The organism is Streptomyces sp. ST2-7A (assembly GCF_021390475.1).
Taxonomy (GTDB): Bacteria; Actinomycetota; Actinomycetes; order Streptomycetales; family Streptomycetaceae; genus Streptomyces.
In genome coordinates, this window is the sequence record NZ_JAJUWS010000040.1 from 31,904 (window position 1) to 55,980 (window position 24,077).

The 24,077-nt window shown below is 72.6% G+C and carries 25 protein-coding genes and 1 pseudogene; 19 read left to right on the top strand and 7 right to left on the bottom strand.

The features are described from left to right. Positions 1-392 precede the first annotated feature (392 nt). The gene (locus LZF96_RS20905) at positions 393-1,037 is read left to right on the top strand and encodes an IclR family transcriptional regulator (RefSeq protein ID WP_233875276.1); all 645 of its coding nucleotides are present in this window, start codon (positions 393-395) and stop codon (positions 1,035-1,037) included. 48 nt (positions 1,038-1,085) lie between these two features. On the opposite strand, the gene LZF96_RS20910 is transcribed toward LZF96_RS20905, so the two are convergent. Then, on the bottom strand, positions 1,086-1,619 hold the full coding sequence (locus LZF96_RS20910) for an ATP-binding protein (RefSeq protein ID WP_233875279.1): 534 nt from the start codon (positions 1,617-1,619) through the stop codon (positions 1,086-1,088). 147 nt (positions 1,620-1,766) lie between these two features. Between LZF96_RS20910 and LZF96_RS20915 the strand changes: the two genes are divergently transcribed. From LZF96_RS20915 to LZF96_RS20930, 4 genes are all read left to right on the top strand, one after another. Beyond that, positions 1,767-2,633, top strand: a complete 867-nt coding sequence (locus tag LZF96_RS20915) for a helix-turn-helix transcriptional regulator (RefSeq protein WP_233875283.1) — start codon at positions 1,767-1,769, stop codon at positions 2,631-2,633. Continuing rightward, entirely contained in the window at positions 2,630-2,848 is a 219-nt protein-coding gene (locus tag LZF96_RS20920; protein ID WP_233875286.1) for a DUF397 domain-containing protein, read from the top strand. Before LZF96_RS20915 ends, LZF96_RS20920 begins: the two co-directional genes overlap by 4 nt. A gap of 75 nt (positions 2,849-2,923) precedes the next feature. Then, positions 2,924-3,787, top strand: coding sequence for a S16 family serine protease (locus LZF96_RS20925; RefSeq protein WP_233875289.1), 864 nt, complete (start codon positions 2,924-2,926; stop codon positions 3,785-3,787). Between the two features lie 527 nt (positions 3,788-4,314). Further along, positions 4,315-4,701 (top strand): alpha-amylase, encoded by a 387-nt coding sequence (locus tag LZF96_RS20930; RefSeq protein WP_233875292.1) that lies wholly within the window; start codon positions 4,315-4,317, stop codon positions 4,699-4,701. Positions 4,702-4,813: 112 nt separating this feature from the next. On the opposite strand, the gene hppD is transcribed toward LZF96_RS20930, so the two are convergent. Continuing rightward, positions 4,814-5,893: a 4-hydroxyphenylpyruvate dioxygenase gene (gene hppD, locus LZF96_RS20935; protein ID WP_233875353.1), complete on the bottom strand. Its 1,080-nt coding sequence runs from the start codon at positions 5,891-5,893 to the stop codon at positions 4,814-4,816. A 259-nt stretch (positions 5,894-6,152) separates the two neighbouring features. On the opposite strand from hppD, the gene LZF96_RS20940 reads away from it, so the two are divergent. After that, positions 6,153-6,710 (top strand): Lrp/AsnC family transcriptional regulator, encoded by a 558-nt coding sequence (locus tag LZF96_RS20940; protein ID WP_233875295.1) that lies wholly within the window; start codon positions 6,153-6,155, stop codon positions 6,708-6,710. A gap of 51 nt (positions 6,711-6,761) precedes the next feature. Here the strand turns inward: LZF96_RS20940 and LZF96_RS20945 are convergent, their stop codons facing one another. After that, positions 6,762-7,226 (bottom strand): SsgA family sporulation/cell division regulator, encoded by a 465-nt coding sequence (locus LZF96_RS20945; protein ID WP_233875297.1) that lies wholly within the window; start codon positions 7,224-7,226, stop codon positions 6,762-6,764. Positions 7,227-7,592: 366 nt separating this feature from the next. Between LZF96_RS20945 and LZF96_RS20950 the strand changes: the two genes are divergently transcribed. Both LZF96_RS20950 and LZF96_RS20955 read left to right on the top strand, forming a co-directional pair. Next, complete coding sequence (locus tag LZF96_RS20950) at positions 7,593-9,494, top strand: RDD family protein (protein WP_233875299.1); 1,902 nt, start codon at positions 7,593-7,595, stop codon at positions 9,492-9,494. 87 nt (positions 9,495-9,581) lie between these two features. Next, positions 9,582-10,262 (top strand): RDD family protein, encoded by a 681-nt coding sequence (locus LZF96_RS20955; RefSeq protein WP_233875301.1) that lies wholly within the window; start codon positions 9,582-9,584, stop codon positions 10,260-10,262. Positions 10,263-10,303: 41 nt separating this feature from the next. Here the strand turns inward: LZF96_RS20955 and LZF96_RS20960 are convergent, their stop codons facing one another. Beyond that, positions 10,304-10,597 carry a hypothetical protein gene (locus LZF96_RS20960; RefSeq protein ID WP_233875303.1) on the bottom strand — a complete coding sequence of 98 codons (294 nt, stop codon included), beginning with the start codon at positions 10,595-10,597 and terminating at the stop codon, positions 10,304-10,306. A gap of 423 nt (positions 10,598-11,020) precedes the next feature. On the opposite strand from LZF96_RS20960, the gene LZF96_RS20965 reads away from it, so the two are divergent. Continuing rightward, the gene (locus tag LZF96_RS20965) at positions 11,021-11,353 is read left to right on the top strand and encodes a hypothetical protein (protein ID WP_233875305.1); all 333 of its coding nucleotides are present in this window, start codon (positions 11,021-11,023) and stop codon (positions 11,351-11,353) included. A 74-nt stretch (positions 11,354-11,427) separates the two neighbouring features. On the opposite strand, the gene LZF96_RS20970 is transcribed toward LZF96_RS20965, so the two are convergent. Then, positions 11,428-12,021 (bottom strand): isochorismatase family protein, encoded by a 594-nt coding sequence (locus tag LZF96_RS20970; protein ID WP_233875307.1) that lies wholly within the window; start codon positions 12,019-12,021, stop codon positions 11,428-11,430. A 252-nt stretch (positions 12,022-12,273) separates the two neighbouring features. Next, positions 12,274-13,602, bottom strand: coding sequence for a nicotinate phosphoribosyltransferase (locus LZF96_RS20975; RefSeq protein WP_233875309.1), 1,329 nt, complete (start codon positions 13,600-13,602; stop codon positions 12,274-12,276). Positions 13,603-13,914: 312 nt separating this feature from the next. Between LZF96_RS20975 and clpS the strand changes: the two genes are divergently transcribed. From clpS to LZF96_RS21015, 9 genes are all read left to right on the top strand, one after another. After that, positions 13,915-14,217, top strand: coding sequence for an ATP-dependent Clp protease adapter ClpS (gene clpS / locus LZF96_RS20980; RefSeq protein ID WP_233875311.1), 303 nt, complete (start codon positions 13,915-13,917; stop codon positions 14,215-14,217). Positions 14,218-14,220: 3 nt separating this feature from the next. After that, positions 14,221-14,859, top strand: coding sequence for a DUF2017 domain-containing protein (locus tag LZF96_RS20985; RefSeq protein ID WP_233875313.1), 639 nt, complete (start codon positions 14,221-14,223; stop codon positions 14,857-14,859). Between the two features lie 382 nt (positions 14,860-15,241). Beyond that, on the top strand, positions 15,242-16,810 hold the full coding sequence (locus LZF96_RS20990; protein WP_233875315.1) for a sodium:alanine symporter family protein: 1,569 nt from the start codon (positions 15,242-15,244) through the stop codon (positions 16,808-16,810). 271 nt (positions 16,811-17,081) lie between these two features. Further along, a complete protein-coding gene (locus tag LZF96_RS20995) occupies positions 17,082-17,513 on the top strand; it encodes a Mov34/MPN/PAD-1 family protein (protein ID WP_233875317.1) in 432 nt (143 codons plus the stop codon). Between the two features lie 122 nt (positions 17,514-17,635). Further along, entirely contained in the window at positions 17,636-17,740 is a 105-nt protein-coding gene (locus LZF96_RS27405) for a putative leader peptide (RefSeq protein WP_374203295.1), read from the top strand. Positions 17,741-17,972: 232 nt separating this feature from the next. Next, positions 17,973-18,251, top strand: coding sequence for a MoaD/ThiS family protein (locus LZF96_RS21000; RefSeq protein WP_233875319.1), 279 nt, complete (start codon positions 17,973-17,975; stop codon positions 18,249-18,251). Beyond that, positions 18,251-19,201, top strand: coding sequence for a PLP-dependent cysteine synthase family protein (locus tag LZF96_RS21005; RefSeq protein ID WP_233875321.1), 951 nt, complete (start codon positions 18,251-18,253; stop codon positions 19,199-19,201). Before LZF96_RS21000 ends, LZF96_RS21005 begins: the two co-directional genes overlap by 1 nt. A gap of 354 nt (positions 19,202-19,555) precedes the next feature. Continuing rightward, positions 19,556-20,719, top strand: coding sequence for a rod shape-determining protein RodA (rodA, locus tag LZF96_RS21010; RefSeq protein ID WP_233875355.1), 1,164 nt, complete (start codon positions 19,556-19,558; stop codon positions 20,717-20,719). A gap of 267 nt (positions 20,720-20,986) precedes the next feature. Beyond that, positions 20,987-21,742: an MBL fold metallo-hydrolase gene (locus LZF96_RS21015; protein ID WP_233875323.1), complete on the top strand. Its 756-nt coding sequence runs from the start codon at positions 20,987-20,989 to the stop codon at positions 21,740-21,742. 473 nt (positions 21,743-22,215) lie between these two features. Here the strand turns inward: LZF96_RS21015 and LZF96_RS21020 are convergent. Further along, positions 22,216-23,367, bottom strand: a pseudogene (locus tag LZF96_RS21020) (PTS transporter subunit EIIC); the annotation flags it as partial. A 377-nt stretch (positions 23,368-23,744) separates the two neighbouring features. Between LZF96_RS21020 and LZF96_RS21025 the strand changes: the two are divergent. After that, positions 23,745-24,002: a glucose PTS transporter subunit EIIB gene (locus tag LZF96_RS21025; RefSeq protein ID WP_233875326.1), complete on the top strand. Its 258-nt coding sequence runs from the start codon at positions 23,745-23,747 to the stop codon at positions 24,000-24,002. The last annotated feature ends 75 nt before the right edge of the window (positions 24,003-24,077 follow it).

Genomic DNA, 24,077 nt, shown 5'->3' on the forward strand with positions numbered 1-24,077 from the left:
CCTCCGGAGGGCCTCGGCCCGCTCGCGGACCGGGGCCCTCCGGCACGGAAACGGGTGGTCGGGGGCACGCGCCGCCCCGACCGGGCCGTGAACGGGCATGAAAACCACAGCGGCCGGGTGTCCTCAATGCGGAAAGGCAGGCGGGATTTTTCTCGCTTTTTCGCCCAAAGCGTTCCGAGGATCGCTCGAATCCCGGACAAGCCCTTCCGGTGAGCGGTGACCGTGTATAGGTTTCCGGTCACGCGCACGCCGGGCCGGAGCCGTCCCGGGGCGCAGCCGGCTGTGTGACCTGCCACCGCCACCCATGGCTCCTCGCGCGTGCGGTCGGCCGGGTCGGTGGTCGGACGCACCCCGCGACGCCGAGCCGGACCCACCCGAGAACAGGGGGCGTCGTGACCGCGGAGACCTCTCAGACGCTCGACCGGGGACTGCGCGTCCTCAAGCTGCTCGCCGAGACCGATCACGGGCTGACCGTGACCGAGCTCTCCCGACGTCTCGGGGTGAACCGCACGGTCGTGTACCGCTTGCTCGCCACATTGGAACAGCACGCCCTGGTGCGCCGCGACGCCGGCGGCCGGGCCCGGGTGGGCGTCGGCGTGCTGGGCCTGGGCCGCCAGGTCCACCCACTGGTCCGCGAGGCCGCCCTGCCCGCCCTGCGTTCCCTCGCCGAGGACGTCGGCGCGACCGCCCACCTGACGGTGGTGGATGGCACCGAGGCGCTGGCCGTGGCCGTGGTCGAACCGAGCTGGACCGACTATCACGTCGCCTACCGCGCCGGCTTCCGGCACTCCCTGGACCGGGGAGCGGCCGGGCGCGCGATCCTCACCGGACGCTGCAAGGACATCGACGACGAGGACGGTTACGTCCTCACCCACGGTGAGCTGGAGGCCGGGGCCAGCGGGGCCGCCGCGCCGCTGCCGTCGGGGTGCGGGATCGAGGGCAGCGTGGGTGTCGTGATGCTCAACGACGCCATCCCGCCGGAGATCGGCCCCCGGGTGGTGCGGGCGGCCCGCGAGGTCGCCGCCGTCCTCCGCTGAGCGGGTCGGTCCCGACCGCCTTCCGCACGGGCGGCGCGCCGGCCGTGCTCAGGCGGCCCGTTCCCCCGGGGAGCGGGGGAGTCGGCACACGATCTGTTTGCCCACGGCGGTGGGCACCACCCGCCGGCCGGGGGCCAGGAGATCGACCAGGCCCAGTCCCCGCCCGGTCTCGGCCGCCGGATCGTCCATCGCCGTCCGGGAGGGGGTCGGCAGTCGACGGCTCTCCGGGTCATGGACCCTGATCCACACCCCGGTGGGCTCGACCTCGATGTCCACGACCACCGGCACACCGTCACCGCACGCCCGGACACAGTTCCCGATCAGCTCGGAGACGATCAGCCGGGCGTTCTCGCAGGTCTCCGCCCCCGCCCCCGCCGCGCGCAGGACCCGCGTGGTCACGTCACGGATTATCCGCAGGCGTGCGGCGTCGGCGTTGAAGTAGATGGAGAAACCACCGGGCAGCGGCTTCACGTACCCCTCGGACGCCGGAATGACCGGACTGTTCGGTGTGGGGGATGCGACGAACACGATCGTCTCCAACCTGCGGCGCCATCGACCGCACAGCACTGGATCAAGCAGCACTCGAATCGGCACGGTTGATGCCAGTTGTCTGCTTTCTCAAAGATGGTGGCGCATTTCCTATGCGGGCCGCAAGTTTCTGCCTTTAAGTATGATGGTATTGCGGAAGGGTATTCGCTTTGCTGCCCGGGTCGGTGCGAAACTGCCCCCATGCCACACCAACCCCTGGTGCCGACCATTCGGCGTCGACGATTGGGCGCCACGCTCAGGAAGCTCCGCACCGACGCCGGGCTGACTTTGGAGGAAGCGGCGGATGCCATGGGGTGGCAGCCCCCGAAGCTGTCGAAGATCGAGAACGCCCGGCAGAAGATTCAGCCCGCTCAGGTCCTCACGCTGCTCGAGATGTACGGGATCACGGACGCACAGGTCTTCGGTGCGATGGAGAGCCTGGCCCGGGACGCGGACAAGAAGGGATGGTGGCAGACCTACAGCGCCATCATCTCGGCGTCCTACGCGGACTACATCTCGCTGGAGGATGACGCCGAGCGGATCTGGGAGTGGTCTCCGCTGATCGTCCCCGGCCTGCTCCAGACGGCGGACTACGCGACGGAAACCATGGCGTGCTCCTCCTTCTCCCGTACATCACGGGAGATCACCGCCCTGGCCGAGATCCGTCGCGCTCGTCAAGCTGTTCTGTCCCGCCCCGATCGCCCTCTTCTGTTCCGGGCGATCATTCACGAAGCGGCTCTGCGCCAGCGGTTTCCGGGTCGACCGAACACCATGCGGGAACAACTCCGCCGCTTGGTGGAGGTGGCGCGGTTCCCCAACGTCACCCTTCAGGTCATGCCATTGGCGTCGCCCGCGCACCCGGGAATCGTCGGCGGTTTCGGGGTGGTCGGGTTTCCCGCTCCGGCTGCCGAGCTCGTGGCGTTGGAGAACCTGCGGGGAAGCACATACTTTGAGGGCGAGGAGGCGGCTCCCTTCATCGACGCCATGGAGCGCATCAGTGCCGCAGCCCTGTCGGTTCAGGATTCTCTCGCCCGCCTGTCGGCCCTGGAGGAAGGACAACGGGTGTGAACCCCCCACGGACGCCACTGCGGGCGTACGGCCTTTCAGCAGCCCGCTGGCGCAGGGCCACGGCCAGCGGGCCGGAGCACAACTGTGTGGAGGTCGCCAGCCTGGCGGATGGTGTCGCCGTGCGGGATTCGAAGGACATCGGCCGCACTCCGTTGCGGTTCCCGGCCGGCCGGTGGGGCGACTTCCGGCGGGCGCTCATATCGGGAACCCTCTGACCGGCGCCGCCGGGGACCGTGCCCCGTTCGGGGGCGTTGGTCGTGGCGGTGGGGGCGTGCGTTAGATTCCGTCACATGCCCGCCGAGCCCTCCGCCGCCACCTCCCGGTTCAGTGCCGGGTCCCGTTCCCGCCGCGCGGTGGTGCTCGCCCTGTGCGCGGCGCCCGTCGTGGCCCTGTTGCTGGTGGTGGCGCTGCTGCCGCTGCCGTTCGTGGTGGCCTACCCCGGCGCGACGGTGGATGTCCTCGGGGACGCGGAGGGCGAGGCGGTCATCGAGATCTCCGGGACGGAGCTCCGCGAGCCGGCCGGCGAGCTGCGGATGACCACGATCCTGGCCACCCCGCCGGACGCCGAGATCCGCCTCTCCGAGGTGGTCTCCGGCTATTTCTCCGACGACCGGGCGGTGATGCCCCGGGACGCGGTCTACCCGCCGGGCCGCGACACCGAGGAGATCCGCGACTACACCACCGGGCAGATGCTCGACTCCCAGCGGACCGCCGTCGCGGCGGCGTTGGCCCTGATCGGGGCCCGGACCGACACCGGTGCCGGTGCGGAACTCCCGGACGACCTGGACGATCTCGACATCGAGCTGCGACTGGAGGACGTGGGCGGCCCCAGCGCGGGTCTGCTCTTCGCCCTGGGCGTGGTGGAGCTGCTGGACGGCGACGGTGAGGGCGGGGACCTGACGGGTGGTCGGGTGATCGCCGGTACGGGCGCCATCGCCGCCGACGGGCGGGTCGGTTCGGTCGGTGGCGTACCGCTGAAGACCCGGGCCGCCGAGCGGGACGGGGCGGAGGTCTTCCTGGTGCCGTCGGCGGAGTGCGCCGAGGCGAGTCGATCGGCCCCCGACGGGCTGCGACTGATCCCGGTGAGCACCCTGGACGACGCGGTGCGCGCGCTGGAGGCACTGGAGAGCGGGGACCCCGTTCCCTCCTGCTGACCCCGGTCCCCTCCCGCCGGCCCCGGCGGGTTCCCGGCGGATCCCTTGACCCCATGTCTCCCGTCCGGCCGGCCGGACGGGTCCGTCCCGCAGTCGGCCGGCGGAACCCCGGCCCCGTGCGCGCCCCGGTCGTCATCCGACCGGGGCGCGCGACGTCACGGGACCGTGCCGGGGACGGGGGCCGCCGTGCCGTCCGGAGCGGGGCGTTTCCGTCTTCGGGATCGGAACACGTTTTCGGCCGGAATCGGGCAGGGCCGGTCCGCCGGGAGGGGTGCTCCGCCGCTCGCCGGAAAATCCGCAGGTGGGAGTCGTATGGGGCCCGCGCCGAGGTGGTCGCGACGGGAGGGAGTCGCGGCCACGACATCTCCGCGTTACCGGGTAAGCGCGTTCCGTACCGGAAAGTTCTTGCGCAAAATCACTGCAAGAAATTTCAGCGAGGGCATGATGGCCGTGGCCGTCACCCGAACCGGTGAACGGATCGGGAATCCCGGCGGCCGGCACCGACCGCACCACCCGAGGGAGTCACCATGCGCACCACCGCGTTCCGCGTTTCCCGTCGTTCGTCGGGCGGGGTCCCCGCCCGCTCCGCCGGGCGGGTGCGCCGGGCGTCCGTCGCCCTGCTGCTCGCCGGGTTGACGGGAACCGTCGGCCTCGCGACGGCCGCCCCATCCGTCGCGTTCGAACCCGCATCCGCACCGGCGGAGGCCGCCGCGCCGGAGTGCGTCCACCTGTACGCCGGTCTGCGGTACACGCATCTCCACAGCGAGTGCGGGGAGGACCACCGGCTGCGCGTCCACTACACCTTCGGGGAGGCGAGCGACTGCCGGCTGGTCACCGCCGGCGGGTGGCACACCTTCCGGGGGTACGGCTTCGACGGTGACCACCCGGTGGCCGTGGAGCCCTGCGAGGACTGATCGGCGCGTGCCGTCGGGCCGTCGCCCACGGCCCCGAACCATCGGCGCCACCCGGAAAACGGGCCGCCCCCGCGAGTGCAGGTCGCGGGGGCGGCTCGAGGGGGTGGTACTACTACAGATTCCCCCGTTTCGCCTGTTCACGCTCGATGGCCTCGAAGAGTGCCTTGAAATTTCCCTTCCCGAAGCCCATCGAGCCATGGCGCTCGATCATCTCGAAGAAGACCGTCGGCCGGTCCTGGACCGGCTTGGTGAAGATCTGCAGCAGGTAGCCGTCCTCGTCGCGGTCGGCGAGGATCTTCAGCTCGCGCAGCTCGTCCAGCGGCACCCGGGTGTCGCCCACCCACTCGCCGAGGGTGTCGTAGTAGGAGTCCGGCACGTCCAGGAACTCCACGCCCGCCGCCCGCATCGAACGCACGGTGTGCACGATGTCGTTGGTGGCCAGCGCGACGTGCTGCACGCCGGGGCCGCCGTAGAACTCCAGGTACTCGTCGATCTGCGACTTCTTCTTCGCGATCGCCGGCTCGTTGATCGGGAACTTCACCTTGCGCGTGCCGTTGGCGACCACCTTCGACATGAGGGCGGAGTACTCGGTGGCGATGTCGTCGCCGACGAACTCCTTCATGTTGGTGAAGCCCATGACCCGCCGGTAGAACTCCACCCAGTCGTTCATCCGGCCCAGCTCGACGTTGCCCACGCAGTGGTCCACGGCCTGGAAGAAGCGGCGTCCAGCCGGCTCCACGATCGGGTCGGCCGCCGTGTAACCGGGCAGGTAGGCACCTTTGTACCCGGAGCGGTCCACCAGGGTGTGGCGGGTCTCGCCGTAGGTGGCGATGGCGGCCAGCACCACCGTGCCGTCGTCGTCACTCACCTCGTGGGGCTCGACCAACCCCCGGGCACCACGCGCCAGCGCGCCCTCGTAGGCGGCCCGCACGTCCGGGACCTCCAGGGCGAGGTCGATGACGCCGTCCCCGTGCTCCGCGACGTGGCCGGCGAGGAACCGACCGTGGTCGGTGGTCGGCCTGATGACAGAGGTGAGGACGAACCGGGCGCCGCCCGACTCCAGTACGTAGGAGGCCGTCTCGCGGTTGCCGTTCTCCGGCCCGGAGTAGGCGACCCGCCGCATCCCGAAAGCGGTGGAGTAGTAGTGGGCGGCCTGCTTGGCGTTGCCGACCGCGAAGACGATGGCGTCCATGCCGTGCACGGGGAACAGGTCCTCGGAGGTTCCCGGCACCGGCGGGGTCGCCGGGACGGTGGTGGGAACCGAACTGGTGGTGGTCGTCCCCGGGGTCTCCGGCGACGACAGCGGGTTCTCGCGCGTGGTGTCCGTCATGGCCCAAGGGTCCCGGCGGCCCCCGGGGTGTGCAAGAGTTCGCGTTCCGGCTGGACAATACGTCCGGTGAACCCGGGGAAACGTCGGGCGTTCCGGGCAGGATGCCCAGTGTGGGGGAGTCATGGGTGAGCGTCGCATCGATCGCCTCGACGGCCGGCTGTTGGAACTGCTCGACCGCGAGCCCAGGATCGGGGTGCTCGAGGCGTCCCGCCGGCTCGGGGTCGCCCGGGGCACCGTGCAGGCGCGCCTGGACCGGCTGCGCGCGGTCGGCGTCATCCGGGGCCTGGGCCCGGACGTGGATCCGGCCGCGATCGGCTACCCGGTGACCGCCTTCGCCACCCTGGAGATCCGGCAGGGTCGGGGGCCCCGGGTCCGGGACCATCTCCGGGCCGTGCCGGAGGTGCTCGAACTGCACACCATCACCGGGCAGGGGGACATGCTCTGCCGGCTGGTGGCCCGCTCCACGGCCGACCTGCAACGGGTGATCGACCGGGTGCTCGGGTTCGAGGGCATCCTGCGCTCCTCCACCGCCATCGTGATGGAGAACCCGGTGCCGCTGCGGGTGTTGCCGTTGGTGCGGCGGGCCTCCGGACTCGACGGGGCGGAGGCCGAGGGGCCCGAGCGGTCCGACGGAGGCGAGCAGTCCGGCCCGCCCGGGCCGTCCCCGGAACGGGCGTGAGCGGGACCCGTCCCGGCCCGTCCCGACCCACCGTTCCCGCCGTGCCGCCCCTCACCCCTCCGCCAGGGAGTCCTCGGTGCCCGGCTCCCCGCCGGGGCCGCCGTTCCCCGTGGCCAGCAGGGCGGCCAGGCCGTCCTCCATGCGCAGGCGCTCCAACTCGGCGCCCACCGGCACCGCCAGCAGGGTGTGCTCCAACCACGTGGAGAGCTCCTCGGCCGGTGCCTGCAACAGGGCGTCCCCGTCCGGTGAGGTCAACTCAAGATTGATCACCGGCACCTCGTCCGCCACGGCCGGGCGCACCCGCACGTCACCCGTCCCGGCGGGGCCCGCGATCCCGTCCACGAGGAGGTCGCGGGCGAAGGTCCAGTTCACCGGCACGGGGCTGTTGACGTGGAAGGTGAGGTGGACGGCGTACGGGTCCTCCGAGCGGTAGCGCAGCCGGGTGGGCACGTCCACGCCCCGTTCGGGGGATACCACCAGACGCATGGTGATCTCGCGCTCGACGGTGATCTGCATGACTTCTCCCTGTGGTCCCTGTCGTTCCCTGTGGTCCCCACGGCCCCGGGGGTTCTCCCCGGCCGCGTCCGGGCGCCGGGGTGGTCCCGGTGCTGGCCGACGCTGCCGCCACAGGGTGGGAGGGAGAGCCGGGCGGATTCTTACGCGACTTCGGGAAGAATTTTTTTCCGCCTTGATCCGGTCGTCGACGAACCTCCCCGATCACCGGCCGATCGATCCCGGAACCGACTCCGATCGGTGTTTTTCCCGGTGCGGTCACCCATCGCCGGTCCGGGGACGCGGCGATACCCCGAGGGGGCACGGTCGGCGTACGATGCGTAACCCGACGCGACATGGACGAACGGACGAGGAGAATCGGACCCCCTCATGAGCTCTCCTGCGGAAGGCGGCGACGCCGGCACCCCGGGGCCCGACTGGTACCCGGACCCCTCGATCCCGGGGTACATCCGCTACTGGAACGGTGCCTCCTGGGTGCCGGGCAGCAGCCGCCGTCGACCGGAGCCGGGGCAGGCCATGCCCGCGCCGCCGCCCGGCGCGCCCGCTCCCCGGCCCGCGCCCGTTCCCGCACCGGAGGAGACCGGCCCCGTCTTCCTCGACGGCACCGTCGGCGGCGGCTCCACCGGACCGGGCGGTCCCGGCGGGACGTCCCCCGCCGGCTTCGACGTTCCCCCGAGCGGGAACGTCGAAGCCGCCCGAGGCGGTACCGCCCTGCCGGGCGGCCCCGGGGCCTTCCCCGACGCCGTCGACCCGGTACCGGGCGTGCGCTCCGGCGCCCCACCGGTCCTGCCCGAACTGCGGCGACGGCGGACCCAGCGCCCCGACACCGCCGTCTCCCCGGGATCGGCGGAGTCGGCGGCGCCCCCGGCGGCGTTCCCGGGCGCCGGCGCCCCCGCCGGTGGGCGGACGCCGCGCGATCCCCGGCTCGGCCCCGCCGGCATCGGCGCCGGCTGGGCGTCGGCCGACGACATGAGCACCTCGCCGGTGCCCTCCCTGCCCGATGCCGGCACCGCCGCGGCGGAACGTATCCCGCGCCCCGCCGCCGGCCGACACCCGGCTCCGGCGACCGACACCCCGGAGCGGCCGACCGCTCCCGCCGGGCACGCGCCGGCCGGGCACACGCCCGGTGGACACGCTCCCGCCGGGCACGCGCCGGCCGGGCACACGCCCGGTGGACACGCTCCCGCCGGGCACGCGCCGGCCGGACACGCGCCGGCCGGTACGGGCACCGACATCACCCGGCCGGGCCCCGGGGCCGAACGGCCGCACCCGGGGCGGGACGCGGCGCGTCCCGCCCCGGACCCGGCGGCCCTTTCCCGTCCGGCGGCCGGCACCGTCGGCCCGTCGACACATCCCGCCCCCGTCGCACCCGGGGTCCTCCCGCCGGGCCGGGGCGCGGAGGGCGTCCCGCCCGGGGTCCGGTCCGCACCGTCGCCCACCGATCGGGGGGAGCGCGCGGAGTCCGATCCCCGGACCGTGTCGTCCCCCGCCGGGCCGGGGTGGACCGACCGGGTGCAGGACCTCGCCCGCCCGGCCGTCGCCCCGGGCCCCGTCGTCCCCGACCCCCCGACCCCCCGCGCGACACCCGGGGCACCGGGCGTCCCCGCGCACTCCCGTCCCGGGCCGACCCCGGTGCTCCGCTCCGCTCACCCGACCTCCGCCGGGGTGCTCGGCGCCCCGGAGATGTCCCCGCTCACCGAGGCCGGTCTGACCGCCGTGCGAACGCCCGCGCCCTGGGAGGTCGAGGACGACGCCTACCCCGCCTCGCCGGTCCGCCGGATCCTGGCCCGACTGGTGGACGGCCTGCTGCCGGCCGCCGCCGCGGTGGGGGTGGCGCTGCCCTTCGCCGGGCCGGCCCGTGACCACATCGAGGGAAAGATCACCGCCGTGGAACAGGCGGGGGTGACCGAGGACGTATGGCTGGTGGACGGCACCACCGGCCCCTGGATCGTCCTCGTGCTCGGTGTCTTCCTGCTGGCCGGCCTCCTGCTCGAGGCACTGCCCATGGCGTTGTGGGGGCGCACGCCCGGTAAGGCCCTGTGCGGCCTGCGGGTGGTGGACATGGGGAGTCGGGACCGCCCCGGCATCGGCGCGGCGCTGATCCGCTGGTTCACCCACACCGTCCTGTGGTGGACGGTGGTGGGGGCGATCGGCGTCGTGCTCGCCCTGTTCGACCGGCCCTGGCGCCAGGGGTGGCACGACCGGGTGGCCCGCACCTTCGTGGCCGGGCGCCGACCCGCGCGATCGAGGCGGCCCGCGGAGGCGCGCTGAACGGGGCGCCGCCCCGGACGGCCGAGTGGATCCCCCGGTTGACCCGCGCGGCGTGCGCGGGTCGGCGGGGCGGGGTGCACTCGGGCCATGAGTAACGAGCAGCCCCCCTCCGGCCCGGAGCCGGAGCGGGACCCCCTGCGCAAGCAGCCCCCCGGCTCGAACCCGCCGGGGGGCGCCGGCCCCGGCGGTCCGGGGTACGGGGAGCCCGGATACGGCCCGCCCCCGCCACCGGGCCCGGGACACGGCCCCGGCTTCGGCGCGCCCGGCGACGCCTATGCCCACAACCCCTACGGCGGCCCCGGCGGCGCCCGGGACCCGCTGGAGGGGATGCCGCCGCTCGCCCCGCTCGGCCGTCGCTTCCTCGCCCGGGTGGTGGACTGGTTGGTCGTCGCCATCCCGGTCGGCCTCATCACCCTGCCGTGGGCGTTCGACGGCGGTGGAGGGGCCTTCCCCGGCACGGGGTCCTTCGTGTCCCAGCTCGTCTATCTGCTGGTGTACTTCGTATACGAAGGGCTGATGCTGGCCAACCGGGGTCAGACGCTGGGCAAGATGCTGCTCGGTATCCGGGTCTCGATGCTCGACAACGGCTCGATCCCGGCCGGCAACCCGGGCTGGACCCGCGCGGCGGTGTACTCCCTGCCGCAGCTGGTGCCCTGCCTCGGCACGCTGTTCTGGCTCTGGAACGTCCTCAGCTGTACCTGGGACCGGCCCTACCGACAGTGCGTCCACGACAAGGCGGCCCGGACGGTGGTCGTCCGGGCGGGGTGACCCCGGATCGGGCCGCCCGTCGGCGCCCCGATCCGGGACGCTCAGACCCGCACGGCGCGCGGCCGGTCGGCTCCGATCCGCTCCGGGGCCCCGGGGGTTTCCACCGGCGCGGCGTGAGGTGTCGCGGACGCACCGGTGACGGCGGCCGGGGCCGACCGGGCACCGGCCCGCAGCGCCGGCCGCAGGGCGACCAGCACGCCGATCGCCAGCGCGACGACCGTCACCGGCGCGACGACCCAGTCGGGCGCGGAGGGGAAGAGGAGAACCATCAGGAGGGTGGTGCCGATGACGGCGGCCGACCCGTGGACGACCTGAGCGGGACTCGGATGCGGCATGACGGATTCCGTCCTGGGGGATGGGGGTGCACGACGACCGACCGGGCGGGGGCCCGACCGGGTCCTACGAGCCTCGATGCCCGTGGGGGATCGGCGGTAAGCGTGCGCCGATCCGCGCGGCGGGTGCACGGGGGGCGCACGGCATCACGTTCCAACAGGATCTCAACGCACCGTAGTTGTCCGCATGCCCACAGGCAAGACGGCGATCGGCCTCCGGGCGACGACGGGCGCCCCGGGGCCTTCGCAGCGACCGACCGGGCCCTCGAACGGATGAGTTTCCGCAGGTCACCGGCGGATGTGAGGAAGACCCTGGCGGTGGGGGCGGGATCCGGTCAGGATATGGCGGTCGGCGCGGGAGCCGGTGCCGCGCGACCCGGTCGCACGGTCCCGGCGTGCCGCGCGACGAACGGAGGGAGAGGTGCCGTGCCGGATGGTGGATGGGTTCGTCAACCCGACGGCAGCGTCGTCGTGGCGCTGTCCCTGCCCCGCCCGGGGGCGTCGTCCGGGGCGCGTCCCGGTGGCGTCGAGCCGGAGCGGGTGCGGGTCCTGGTGCATGCCCGCAACCGGGCTCGGGCCCTGACCCGCCTGCGCAACCTGGGGTTGCGGGCGGTCTATCTGCGGGGCAACGTCGAGCCCCCCACGTCGGACGAGATCACGGCGGTGCTGCACCACCCCGAGGGGCTGCTGTGGCGCTGCCGGGCCGCTCGACCGATCGACCCGTGGCGACCGATGGGCGCCCTGCTGCGATCCCGCTGAGCCGGGTCCGGCCGGCGGGGACCGGCGGTGCCGGGCCGGTTTCCCGCCCGGGGGGCGGCGGGGCCGGGCGGGGGTCAGCCCGCGGTCACCACCGGGGTGCCGGAGAGTTCCACGCCGGCCTCCCGCATCTCCTCCAGCGCCCGTTCGACGGTGTTCGGGGCCACACCGGCGGTGAGGTCGAGCAGGACCCGGGTGCGGAAGCCCTCCCGGACGGCGTCCAGGGCGGTGGCGCGCACACAGTGGTCGGTGGCGATGCCCACCACGTCCACCTCGGTCACCTCGCGGGCGCGCAGCCACTCGGCCAGGCCGGTGCCGTTCTCCTCCGCGCCCTCGAAGCCGCTGTAGGCCGCGGAGTAGGCGCCCTTGTCGAAGCAGGTGTCCACGGCGCCGGAGGTGACGGCGGGGGCGAAGTTGGGGTGGAACCCGACCCCCTCGGTGCCGGCCACGCAGTGCGGCGGCCAGGAGTCCGTGAAGTCCGGGGTCGGCGAGAAGTGGTCGCCGGGGGAGATGTGGTGGTCGCGGGTGGCGACCACGTGGCGGTAGCCCGGACCGGCGGCGCCGATCAGGTCCGTGACGGCGGCGGCCACGGCGGCGCCACCGTTCACGGCGAGGCTCCCGCCCTCGCAGAAGTCGTTCTGCACGTCGACGACGATCAGGGCGCGGTGCATGGGTGCGGACCTCTTTTCCTCTCGTGCGGCCCGATGGTCGGGCCGGTGGTTCCGACCGGCCGGGCGGGCCCGGATGTTCGGTGTTCCGCTCGCTCCGAGGAAGCGGGCGGGCGGGTTCGGGGTGGCCCGGCACCGTCGGCTCGACTGCTCCGTTCGGGTGAAGTGTGCCCCGGAAAGGTGGCTCCGCCCCCTCCCGCCGGACGGCCTCGCCGGTTTCCGGGGCGCGCCCCGCCCCGGGAGGGGGCGTTCGGTTCAGCGGTACTCGGTGAGCAGGACCGGTTCCCCGCGCGAGAGCTGACCGGCGGAGAGCGGGAGACGTTCACGGGCCAGCCGGTGGCGTTCGCGGGCGGCCGAGGGCGGCTCCGCGCCGACGATCTCCCCGCCGCGCACCAGCTCCACCTGGAGGAGGTCGTCGGCCAACTCCTCCGGCGCCGGGCCGGTGCCGACGATCTCGGTGGTGGGCTCCCCGTCGGGCCCGTCGGGGCGCGCTCCCCACTTGACGCCGCCGATGGACAGCTTGCCGCCGGCCGACTTCTTGGCCACCGGGACCAGCGGCGCGCCGGGGTCGTCCCCGGCGGCGCGGGCGACCAGCTTGTAGACCATCGAGCAGGTGGGGTGACCGCTGCCGGTGACCAGTTGGGTTCCGACACCGTAGGCGTCCACGGGGGCGGCGGCGAGGGAGGCGATGGCGTACTCGTCGAGGTCGCTGGTGACCACGATGCGGGTGTCCCGGGCGCCCAGCTCGTCGAGTTGTCGGCGCACCCGGTGGGCGACGAGGAGCAGGTCGCCGGAGTCGATGCGCACGGCGCCCAGCTCCGGGCCGGCGATCTCCACGGCGGCCCGGACGGCCTCGGTGACGTCGTAGGTGTCCACCAGGAGGGTGGTGCCCCGGCCGAGCGCGTCGACCTGGACGCGGAAGGCGTCCCGCTCGGTGTCGTGCAGCAGGGTGAAGGCGTGGGCGCTGGTGCCGACGGTGGGGATGCCGTGACGGTAGCCGGCGGCGAGGTTGGAGGTGGTGTCGAAGCCGCCGATGAAGGCGGCCCGGGAGGCGGCGACGGCGGCCAGTTCGTGGGTGCGGCGGGCGCCCATCTCGATCAGCGGCCGGCCCCGGGCGGCGACGGCCATCCGGGAGGCGGCGGCGGCGACGGCGGAGTCGTGGTTGAGGACGGACAGCACGACCGTCTCCAGCAGCACGCACTCGGCGAAGGTGCCGGTGACCCGCAGGATCGGGGAGCCGGGGAAGTACACCTCGCCCTCGGGGTAGCCGTGGACGTCGCCGGTGAAGCGGTATCCGGCCAGCCACTCCAGGGTGGGCTCGTCGACGACCCCGGTGCGGCGCAGGAAGTCGAGCTGGTCCTCCTCGAAGCGGAAGCCGGCGATGGCGTCCAGGACACGGCCGGTGCCGGCGACGACTCCGTAGCGGCGGCCCTCCGGGAGACGGCGGGTGAAGACCTCGAAGACCGAAGGGCGGTGGGCGGTGCCGCCCCGCAGCGCGGCGCGGAGCATGGTCAGCTCGTAGTGGTCGGTGAAGAGCGCGGTGGACGGCACGGCCACCGACAGCCCCGAGGGTCCGTGGTTCATGGGATCAGCGTAGCGCTTATTCGTCAGTTTGACGATATCTATTGGGGCCGGGTGTGCGGTGGCTCCTCCCGGCTGCGGTGCGCGGCGGTCTCCCGGGCCGGCAGCATGGGGGGTGAGGACGATCACGTGTCGGTCGCGCCCCGGGGTCGGACCCCGCGGTCGTCGGGCGCCGGCCCCGGGGTGGGGTCGAAGCGGATCGGTCGGTCGACTTCGCGTGCCGAACGCCGGCGCGCGTCACCGCGTGACAGCCGGGGCCGACCGGATGGTGATCGGCCGGACGGACCGAGCAGTCGAGCGAGCGATGAGGTTGCCGTGAGTGCCATCCCCCTGGAGATCGAGCGCACGGAATCGGAGGGGGCGCCCGTCGAGGTGCTCTCACCGGAGGTCCCCTGGGTCACGGTGGTGCACAACGACCCCGTGAACCTCATGAGTTATGTGACCTACGTGTTCCAGACGTACTTCGGGTACCCCAAGGACAAGGCGAAGCGGCTGATGATGGACGTGCACCACAAGGGGCGCGCCGTGGTCTCCAGCGGCAGCCGTGAGGAGATGGAGCGAGATGTCCAGGCGATGCACGGCTACGGGCTGTGGGCGACGCTGCAGCGGGACCGGTGAGTGATGGCGGCCCGATTCGAACCCCTTCCCGGCGATGGCGACGGCGACGGTCCGGGAGGGGGCGGGGCCGCCCTGGCCCTGGACCCGGCCGAACTCTCCATCCTGCGCAGCCTGGTGGTCCAACTGCTCGAACTGGTCGGCCCCGGTGGATCGGCCGACGCCGCGCCGGGCGGGGAGGTGGACCCGCTGGAGGCGCTGTTCGCGGAGGGGCCCACCGAGCCCCCCGCCGACCCCGCGCTGGCCCGGCTCCTGCCCGACGCCTACGGCGGGCCGGGGGAGGCCCCGGACGAGGAGACCCGCCGGTGGGCGGCGGAGTTCCGCCGGTTCACCGAGCCGGACCTGCGGGCCCGCAAGCGGGAGGACGGCCTGGCGGTGGTGCGGTCGTTGGACGCCGTGGCGGCCGACGGGTCGGTGCCCGGTGGCGGGGGCGTGGTGCGCCTGGACGCCGAGGGGTGCCGTCGGTGGCTCGGCACGCTCAACGATCTGCGGTTGGCGGTGGGGGCGAGATTGGGCATCGAGGACGACGACACCTCCGAGCGGATCATCGCTCTACCCGATGATGATCCGCGTAAACCGATGGCGATGGCTTATCTCTGGCTCGGCTTCCTGCAGGAGTCATTGCTGGAAACACTCATGACATAGATCGGCGTCGGGACAGTAGCGTTACCGACGGAAACCCCTGACGCGTTCTTCGAGTGCGCCGGGGGTTTTTCCTTGACTTCCGTTCGTGTTCGGAACGCCGTCGATCTATACGCAGCGTGATCTTTGGTATCCGTTATGCGGACAACGCTACTGGCTGTAGGAGGCATGTGTCGCTTTTGTGGTGTAATGCCGTCGCGTTAACTCGACCGTTATCCGAACGTGTGATGCGCGTCACACAGTGAATATCGCTCTGCGTGGTAGGAACGCACATCCGAATGTTTTCGGGGGTCACCCTCACCCCGGCGGCTCGTCGGAAATACCGCATCATCGGCAGCATTCCGTGCCTTCATTCGTCCCCGCAGCAACCCGCCAGAGGTAATCCATGGATGAAACGACCTGGGCCGATACGGTCGCAGACAAGATCAACGGTTGGGTGGAGCCGTTCGCCGGCCTCATGGGAGACATCGTCTTCTTCAACTTCGACGTCGGCGGCGCGACGATCATGCCGATCGTCCTGTGGCTGGTCATCGCCGGCTTGATCTTCACCGCCTACTTCGGCCTGGCGCAGGTGCGCCACGTCAAGACGGCCCTCAAGGTCGTGCGCGGCAAGTACGACAGCCCCGACGCACCCGGTGAGGTCACCCACTTCCAGGCCCTGACCTCGGCCCTTTCCGGCACCGTCGGCCTCGGGAACATCGCCGGTGTGGCCATCGCGATCTCCATCGGTGGCCCCGGCGCCGTCTTCTGGATGATCCTCTGCGGTCTGCTCGGCATGGCCACCAAGTTCGCCGAGTGCACCCTGGGTGTCCGCTACCGCGAGGTGCACGCCGACGGGACCGTCTCCGGCGGTCCGATGCACTACCTGCGCAAGGGCCTCGCCGAGCGCGGCCTGCCCGGCCTGGGCAAGGTCCTGGCCTGGGGCTCCGCCCTGATGATCGTGGCCTTCACCTTCTTCGGCGGCAACCTCTTCCAGGTCAACCAGTCCCTGGAGCAGCTCGCCTCCGAGACCGGCGGCGGGGACAGCTTCTTCGCCGGCAACACCGGCTCCATCCTGTACGGCATCGTGCTGTCGGTGCTGGTCGGCGCGGTGATCCTGGGCGGCATGAAGTCCATCGGCAAGGTCACCAGCCGACTGGTGCCCTCCATGGCCCTCATGTACGTGGCCGCCTGCCTCATCGTCATCCTGTGGAACATCACCGCCGTCCCGGACGCGCTGGTGACCATCGTGACCGAGGCCTTCAACCCGTCCGGCGTCGCCGGTGGTCTGCTCGGCGCCCTGATCGTCGGCTTCCAGCGCGCGGCCTTCTCCAACGAGGCCGGCATCGGCTCCGCCCCGATCGCCCACTCCGCGGTGAAGACCAAGCGTCCGGCCACCGAGGGTCTGGTCGCCATGCTGGAGCCGTTCATCGACACCGTCGTGATCTGCACCATGACCGCCGTGACCATCATCGTCGCCGCCGGTCCGCTCTACGAGGCCCGCCGCGCCGGCGACGACTCGATCAACGGCATCGCGATCACCTCCGACGCCTTCCAGACCGCCCTGCCGTGGTTCTCCGGCCTGCTGACCCTGGCCGTGATCCTCTTCGCCTTCTCCACGCTGATCACCTGGAGCTACTACGGCCTGAAGTCCTGGGCCCACATCTTCGGTGCCTCCCGCACCAGCGAGACGGTCTACAAGGCGCTGTTCTGCGGCATGGTCATCATCGGCGCCCTGCTGCCGCTGATGACCCTGGTCGACCTGACCGACTCCTTCCTCTTCCTCGCCGCGGTCTTCAACATCATCGGCCTCTACCTGCTGGCCCCGGTGGTCAAGCACGAGCTGGGCCGGGTGCTGGAGTACATCCGTCGCCGCGACGCCGGCGAGACCGACGAGGAGATCGAGGCCTCCGAGGCCGCCGCCAACGCCCCCGGTGACGGTGGTGAGGGCGAGAAGGTCACCGTCGACAAGTGATCACCCACCGGTCCCTCGGGCGAGCCCCGACGGACCGGTGAGGCGGCCGGCCCCCGGCGAACACCGGGGCCCGGCCGCCACCGGCCACACGGGAGACCGTGCGCGGTCGGCGGCCCGACCGCCCCGCCGCGAACGGACACCGACCCCGACCCGCGGCCCGCCCCCACCGGGGACGGACCCACGGGTCGGTCACGGGGCCCGGACCGTACCGCTCGGGGGTACGGACCGGGCCCCCATCCGTGTCCGGGACGCGCCGGCTATCCTGGCGCCCATGCTGACCATCACCCGGGATCTCCACGACCGCATCGTGGCCCACGCCCGCCGGGACCACCCCGACGAGGCCTGCGGCGTCGTCTCCGGACCCGCCGGCACCGACCGCCCAGAGCGCTTCATCCCGATGCTCAACGCGGCCCGCTCGCCCACCTTCTACGAGTTCGACTCCGGCGACCTGCTGAAGCTCTACCGGGAGATGGACGACCGGGACGAGGAGCCGGTGGTCGTCTACCACTCGCACACCGCCACCGAGGCGTATCCCTCGCGCACCGACATCTCCTACGCCAACGAGCCCGCCGCGCACTACGTGATCGTCTCCACCGCCGAGTGCGGCGACGACGAGGGACCGGTGTCGTTCCGTTCCTTCCGGATCGTGGATGGCGAGGTGTCCGAGGAGGAGGTCCGGATCGTGGATTCCCACGCGGTGTGACCGGCCACTCCGGATTCCGTCACCGATTGCCCGCATGTCGGGACGGAAGAGTCCGCATCACGGGACGGACTTCCGGAGTCCCGGCCGGGAATCGTTACGATGACCGCATGGTTGTCCCGGACGTGAGAAGTGAGCCGCAGCCGCCGCTGCTCGTCGAGCGTCTGCACATCGATCTGTGCCGCCTCGCCGGCGCACTGTGTCGGCGTGCCGGGAGCCGCGCGCGCTGACGCCGACCGACCGGCGGGCGCCCCCGGCCCCGGGTCTCTCCGGGACCGCCGCCAGGCGACCGGTGACCCCACCACGCGCCCTCCGGGTGGGATTCCGGCGCGCCCATCGGCCTCCGACACCCGCCGACGCCCCCTCCACACCGTTCGGTCGCGAACGGCGCCGGGGTGCGGCACACCGCACCGCACCGCCCAACCGGGTTTTCCGCCCCCTCACCCCTGGAGTTCGACCACCATGGCCATCGAGGTCCGCATCCCGACCATCCTGCGCACCTACACCGACGGCGCGAAGGCCGTCACCGGCTCCGGCTCCACCCTCTCCGAGCTGTTCGCGGACCTGGAGGCCAACCACCCGGGCATCCGGGAGCGGCTGGTGGAGAAGGACGAGCTGCGCCGCTTCGTGAACGTCTACCTCAACGACGAGGACGTGCGCTTCCTCGACGGCATCGACACCGAGCTGGCGGACGGCGACAGCGTGACGATCCTGCCCGCCGTCGCCGGGGGATCGCGCTGATGCGCTTCGACTCCCCCCTCGCGGCGGTCGGCAACACCCCGCTGGTCCGCCTCCCGCGCCTGTCCCCCTCGGAGGACGTGCGGATCTGGGCCAAGCTGGAGGACCGCAACCCCACCGGGTCGATCAAGGACCGTCCCGCCCTGCACATGATCGAGCAGGCGGAGAAGGACGGCCGGCTCACCCCCGGCTGCACCATCCTCGAGCCGACCTCCGGGAACACCGGCATCTCGCTGGCGATGGCGGCCCGCCTCAAGGGCTACCGCATCGTCTGCGTCATGCCGGAGAACACCTCCCGCGAGCGCCGCGAGCTGCTGGCCATGTGGGGCGCGGAGATCATCTCCTCGCCGGCCGCGGGCGGCTCCAACACCGCCGTGCGGGTCGCCAAGGAGCTGGCCGCCGAACACCCCGACTGGGTGATGCTGTACCAGTACGGCAACCCCGACAACGCCGGAGCCCACTACACCGGCACCGGCCCGGAGATCCTCGCCGACCTGCCGTCCGTCACCCACTTCGTCGCGGGGCTGGGCACCACCGGCACCCTGATGGGCGTCGGCCGCTACCTGCGCGAGCACAAGCCGGACGTCACGATCGTCGCCGCCGAACCGCGCTACGACGACCTGGTCTACGGCCTGCGCAACCTCGACGAGGGATTCGTCCCCGAGTTGTACGACCCGGAGGTCCTCGACACCCGGTTCTCCGTCGGCTCCGCCGACGCGGTCGCCCGCACCCGCGAACTCCTCTCCGAGGAGGGCATCTTCGCGGGCATCTCCACCGGCGCCGTGTTGCACGCGGCGATCGGGGTCGGCCGCAAGGCGGTCCGCGCGGGAGTCCCCGCCGACATCGTCTTCGTGGTCGCCGACGGTGGATGGAAGTACCTGTCCACCGGCGTCTACACCGCCGAGTCCACCGAGGCGGCCGTCGAGCTGTTGCACGGACAGCTCTGGGCCTGAGACCCGCACCCCGCCGGGGCCCGATCCGACCGGATCGGGCCCCGACGCGCGTCCCGGGACCCCGAACCGGGCCCCGAACCGGCGGGGTGGCGTTGCACCCTTCCGGGGGACCCGCCGGGCGCGGGGCGCGGGATCACCGAACGCCACCCCGGCCGCGCGTACAGTCACCACCGGGAGGCCCGGCCCCCGATCCGCCGGCCCCGGCGGGCACCGGCGGCCCGCCGCCCCGGGGGAAGGACCAGCGGGCAGCGAGCGCGGGAGCGGCCGGTGAGCACGGTGAACACCTACTGTCGGGAGACCACGAACGCCGGCCCGCCCCCGCTCCTCGGCGGCCGGCCCGACCGCCGACGACCGTTGCGCGCCCTCCTCGCCCGCGACGGCCCGCTGCGCCGACTGGACCGGCCGCTGCTGCTGGCCTCCCTCACCCTCACCCTGCTGGGTACGGTCCTGGTCCTCTCCGCCACCCGGAGCCGGGACCACCTCACCGGCGGCGACCCCTACCACTTCCTGTTCCGGCACTGCCTCAACATCCTCATCGGCCTGCTGCTGGCCGCCTTCGTGTTGCGGGTCGGTCACCGCCGGCTGCGGGACGTCGCCCCGGTGCTCTACGTCGTCTCGGTCGTGCTCACCGCCCTGGTCCTCACCCCGTTGGGCAGCACCGTCAACGGCGCCCGGCGCTGGATCGAGATCGGCGGCGGCTTCGCCTTCCAGCCCTCCGAACTGGTCAAGGTCGCCGTCATCCTCGCCGCCGCCGCGTTGATCGCCTCCCGGGCCGAGGGCGCCGCCCGGCGCCGGCCGGGCGAGGAACACCCGCCCAACGCCCTCACCGTGATGGCCGTACTCCTCCTGGTGGCCCTGCCCGCGGTGCTGGTGCTGCTCACCCCCGACCTCGGCCAGACCCTCGGGCTGATCGCCATCGTCCTGGTGCTGCTCACCGCCGCCGGCGCGCACCGGGCGTGGATCCTCGGTCTGATCGCGGCGGGCGCCGCCGGAGCGGTGGCGGTCTGGCAGCTCGGCGTGCTCGACGAGTACCAGATCAACCGGGTCGCGGCCTTCGCCAACCCCGAACTCGACCCCGCCGGGGTGGGGTACAACACGCACCAGGCGCGGATCGCGATCGGCGCCGGCGGGCTCACCGGGATGGGCCTCTTCCAGGGGAGTCAGACCATCGGACAGTTCGTCCCCGAGCAGCACACCGACTTCATCTTCACCGTCGCGGGGGAGGAACTCGGCTTCGTCGGCGGCGTCACGATCATCCTGCTGCTGGGAGTGGTGATGTGGCGGGCGCTGCGTATCGCCCGGGAGTGCTCCGACCTGTACGGGACGGTCCTGGCCGCCGGCATCGCCGGGTGGCTCGCCTTCCAGACCTTCGAGAACATCGGCATGTCCCTGGGGATCATGCCGGTCACCGGACTGCCGCTGCCGTTCATCTCCTACGGCGGCTCCTCGATGTTCGCGGTGTGGATCGCGGTGGGATTGTTGCAGGCGATCCATCTGCAAACCACGGCCCGGCGCTGAGGAGCGCCCCGGTCCCGCGCGTCGAGCCCTCCGGGCGCCCGTGGAGGTGCCGGTTCGGGTGCCCCGTCGAGCCGCTCCGGGGCGAGCCGGGAACCGCCCCGAACCCACCGTCGAACACCGTTCCCCCGCCGGGGGGACGGGCGACGACCGGGCGGCGAACACCGCCCGCGGACTGGTGATTCCGCCCACACCGTCCGGTCCGCGCCGTCCCCGCGGCCCACCGCCGCCGTACAGTCGTTGGACCCCACCCCGGAGGTCCCCAGGCCCATGAAGCTCACCGTTGTCGGCTGCTCGGGATCGTTCCCGTCCGCGGACTCGGCTTGCTCCTGCTACCTCATCGAGGCCGAGGGCTACCGTCTGCTGCTGGATCTGGGCAACGGCGCCCTCGGCGAACTGCAGAAGTACACCGGTTTGTACGACATCGACGCGATCGTCCTCAGTCATCTTCACCCCGACCACTTCATCGACATGTGCGGCTACTTCGTGGCCCGCTACTACCGGCACGAGGGCGGACGCTGCGAGCCCATCCCGGTGTACGGCCCGGCCGGCACCGAACACCGGCTCAACACCGCCTACGAGGACACCCCCGACGAGAAGTCGATGAGCGAGGTCTTCGACTTCCGCACCCTCCACCACGGCGAGGTCCTCACCCCTGGCCCGCTCTCCGTCGAGGTCTCCCGGGTCCGCCACCCGGTCGAGGCCTACGGCTTCCGGGTGGAACACCGGGGGCGCGTCCTCACCTACTCCGGCGACACCGGTCCCTGCCCGGAGGTGGAGGAGTTGGCCCGCGACGCCGACCTGCTGTTGTGCGAGGCCGCCTTCACCGACGGCAAGGAGAACCTGCCGGACGTCCACATGACCGGTCGCGAGGCCGGGGAGGCCGCCCGGGTCGCGGGGGCCCGCCGCCTGGTGCTCACCCATATCCCGCCGTGGACGGACACCGGGGCCAACCTCCGGGACGCCCGCGCGGTCTTCGACGGGCCCGTCGAGGCGGCCCGACCCGGCGCGGTCTACACCTTCTGAGGCCCCTCGGACGGAGGCCATCCGGATGGACCGGGGTTCCTTCGAACCCGTCGCCCCGGGGCCGCGCCCCGGGGCGTTCCGGTCATTCGGGCGGCCCGGTGACCGGGCCGCTCCCGGTGGTCGGTCGGGTGTCAGCCCGCCGGGGGCCGCCCGCCGCCCATGGACCGGTCGGTCCCGTCGGCTTCGTCGGTGGGTCCGCTCGCCCCGTCGGTTCGGCCCGTCTCGTCGGCCGTCTCGTCGGACGTCCCGTCGACGGGGCCGCCGGACGGGGACATCGGGGCCGCGCCCGGGGTCGCCGGGTCCTTCCCGGATGGGGAGGGGGTCGTCCCGCCGGTCGGGGAGCCCTCCGGCTCCGGATCGGTGGAGGGCGCCGGTGCCGGAACGGTCACCGTCCCGGTGCCGCCGGCCTCCGCGCCGCCGCGTCGGGCACCCGCCCGCTTGCGCCCCGGGTCGCCCGGCATCGCGAGGTCGTCGTCCTCGTCCGGCTCCCGACCCGGCGTCGGCAGGTTGAACCGGATGATCGCGAACCGGAAGACCGCGTAGTACACCGCGCCGAAGCACAACCCGACCAGCGCCAGGCCCAGCGGGTTGGACGCGATGCCGAAGTTGAGCACGTAGTCGATCGCGCCGGCGGAGAACCCGAAGCCGCCGCGCATGTCCAGCGCCCAGGTCAGCGCGAGCGCGACACCGGTCAGCACGGCGTGGATCGCGTACAGCGCCGGCGCGATGAACATGAAGGTGAACTCGATCGGCTCGGTGACGCCGGTCACGAAGGCGGTCAGCGCGATGGAGACCATCATGCCGCCCACCACCGCGCGCCGTTCCGGCCGCGCGCAGTGGTACATCGCCAGGCAGGCCGCCGGCAGCGCGAACATCATGATCGGGAAGAAGCCCGTCATGAACTGACCGGCGGTCGGGTCACCGGCCAGGAACCGCGCGATGTCGCCGGTCACGACCGTCCCGTCGTCCCGGGTGTAGGAGCCGGCCTGGAACCACGGGAAGGAGTTCAGCAGGTGGTGCATCCCCACCGGGATCAGCGCCCGGTTCAGCGTGCCGAAGATGCCGGCGCCGACCGCGCCCGAGCCCACCAGCCACTCACTGAAGTGGAACAGGCCGCTGCCCAGCACCGGCCACACGTAGCCCACGACGATGCCCAGCCCCAGGCCCGCGAAGGCGGAGATGATCGGCACCAGACGGCGTCCGCCGAAGAAGCCGAGGAAGTCCGGCAGGCGGGTGCGGTGGAAACGCTGGTAGAGCAGGGCGACGGTGATGCCCATGATCACGCCGCCCAGCACCCCGGCCGAGACCGGGGAGTCGGTGTTGGGGTCGTGGAAGGTGGCCAGCACGTTGTCGAAGACCAGGTAGCCGACGACGGCCGCCAACGCGGTGGAGCCGTCGGACTTGCGGGCGAAGCCGATCGCGATGCCCACCGCGAACAGCAGCGCCATGTTGTCCAGCAGGGCGCCACCGCCGGCGGCCATGAACTCGGCGATCCGGTTGACGGCGTCGGGCAGCGCGTCGCTGCCCAGCATGTCGTCGGCGCCGAAGCGCACCAGCAGGGCGGCGGCGGGCAGGGTGGCGACCGGCAGCATCAGGCTGCGGCCGATGCGCTGTGCCACCGCCATGACGCGGGAGCGGCGACCGGGTGGTGCGGGGGCGGGGCGGTCCCCGCGTTCGGTGGTCGGGGTGGTGGACACGGATGCCTCCGGGCGCGGTGGGGGGTGGGACGGGGGTTCCGATGGGAACGGGGACGACCGGTTCCGGGAGTGGTCGCGAACACCCTTCCGGGTAGTGTGGTCTACACCATTTCGGGCGCGGGTCATTATGACCACATCGAGGCGCGCGTCGGAAGGCGTTCCGGTTCCCCGGGCGCCGCCGGACCCACCCGTATGCTGATCCGCGCCCGAGCCCGATCCCGGCCCCCGGCCGGGACCCGTCGGGAGGACCCCGCCGGGAAACGGGCGGGTGGACCGACGAGCAGACCACGATCAGGGAGGCGGCCATGGCGGCACGCGGACGCGACGACCTCGCCGGGAAGGCCGGGCGCATCGTCGCCGGCCTCGGCGGAATCGACAACATCGTCGAGGTCGAGGGATGCATCACCCGACTGCGCACCGAGGTGGAGGACCCCTCGTTGGTGGACGAGGCGGCTCTGCGCGCCGCCGGCGCCATGGGCGTGGTGGCGATGGGCACGGCGGTGCAGGTGGTCGTGGGGCCGGAGGCCGACCCGCTGGCCTCCGAGATCGAGGACCTCATGTAGGGACCGATGCCGGGGCGGCCCGCCGTACGGGGCCGGTACCTCGTCGCTGGTGTTCCCGTTACCCGGCCAACCCGT

What these genes read in the sequence shown, in the direction of transcription:
- LZF96_RS20975 (WP_233875309.1), bottom strand. Translation starts at nt 13,602, where the DNA reads ATGAACCACGGACCCTCGGGGCTGTCGGTGGCCGTGCCGTCCACCGCG.
- LZF96_RS20930 (WP_233875292.1), top strand. Translation starts at nt 4,315, where the DNA reads ATGCGCACCACCGCGTTCCGCGTTTCCCGTCGTTCGTCGGGCGGGGTC.
- LZF96_RS20955 (WP_233875301.1), top strand. Translation starts at nt 9,582, where the DNA reads ATGAGTAACGAGCAGCCCCCCTCCGGCCCGGAGCCGGAGCGGGACCCC.
- LZF96_RS20960 (WP_233875303.1), bottom strand. Translation starts at nt 10,597, where the DNA reads ATGCCGCATCCGAGTCCCGCTCAGGTCGTCCACGGGTCGGCCGCCGTC.
- LZF96_RS21005 (WP_233875321.1), top strand. Translation starts at nt 18,251, where the DNA reads ATGCGCTTCGACTCCCCCCTCGCGGCGGTCGGCAACACCCCGCTGGTC.
- LZF96_RS20990 (WP_233875315.1), top strand. Translation starts at nt 15,242, where the DNA reads ATGGATGAAACGACCTGGGCCGATACGGTCGCAGACAAGATCAACGGT.
- LZF96_RS20940 (WP_233875295.1), top strand. Translation starts at nt 6,153, where the DNA reads ATGGGTGAGCGTCGCATCGATCGCCTCGACGGCCGGCTGTTGGAACTG.
- LZF96_RS21000 (WP_233875319.1), top strand. Translation starts at nt 17,973, where the DNA reads ATGGCCATCGAGGTCCGCATCCCGACCATCCTGCGCACCTACACCGAC.
- LZF96_RS20950 (WP_233875299.1), top strand. Translation starts at nt 7,593, where the DNA reads ATGAGCTCTCCTGCGGAAGGCGGCGACGCCGGCACCCCGGGGCCCGAC.
- LZF96_RS21025 (WP_233875326.1), top strand. Translation starts at nt 23,745, where the DNA reads ATGGCGGCACGCGGACGCGACGACCTCGCCGGGAAGGCCGGGCGCATC.
- LZF96_RS20925 (WP_233875289.1), top strand. Translation starts at nt 2,924, where the DNA reads ATGCCCGCCGAGCCCTCCGCCGCCACCTCCCGGTTCAGTGCCGGGTCC.
- LZF96_RS20915 (WP_233875283.1), top strand. Translation starts at nt 1,767, where the DNA reads ATGCCACACCAACCCCTGGTGCCGACCATTCGGCGTCGACGATTGGGC.
- LZF96_RS20970 (WP_233875307.1), bottom strand. Translation starts at nt 12,021, where the DNA reads ATGCACCGCGCCCTGATCGTCGTCGACGTGCAGAACGACTTCTGCGAG.
- LZF96_RS20985 (WP_233875313.1), top strand. Translation starts at nt 14,221, where the DNA reads ATGGCGGCCCGATTCGAACCCCTTCCCGGCGATGGCGACGGCGACGGT.
- LZF96_RS20945 (WP_233875297.1), bottom strand. Translation starts at nt 7,226, where the DNA reads ATGCAGATCACCGTCGAGCGCGAGATCACCATGCGTCTGGTGGTATCC.
- LZF96_RS21015 (WP_233875323.1), top strand. Translation starts at nt 20,987, where the DNA reads ATGAAGCTCACCGTTGTCGGCTGCTCGGGATCGTTCCCGTCCGCGGAC.
- LZF96_RS20995 (WP_233875317.1), top strand. Translation starts at nt 17,082, where the DNA reads ATGCTGACCATCACCCGGGATCTCCACGACCGCATCGTGGCCCACGCC.
- hppD (WP_233875353.1), bottom strand. Translation starts at nt 5,893, where the DNA reads ATGGACGCCATCGTCTTCGCGGTCGGCAACGCCAAGCAGGCCGCCCAC.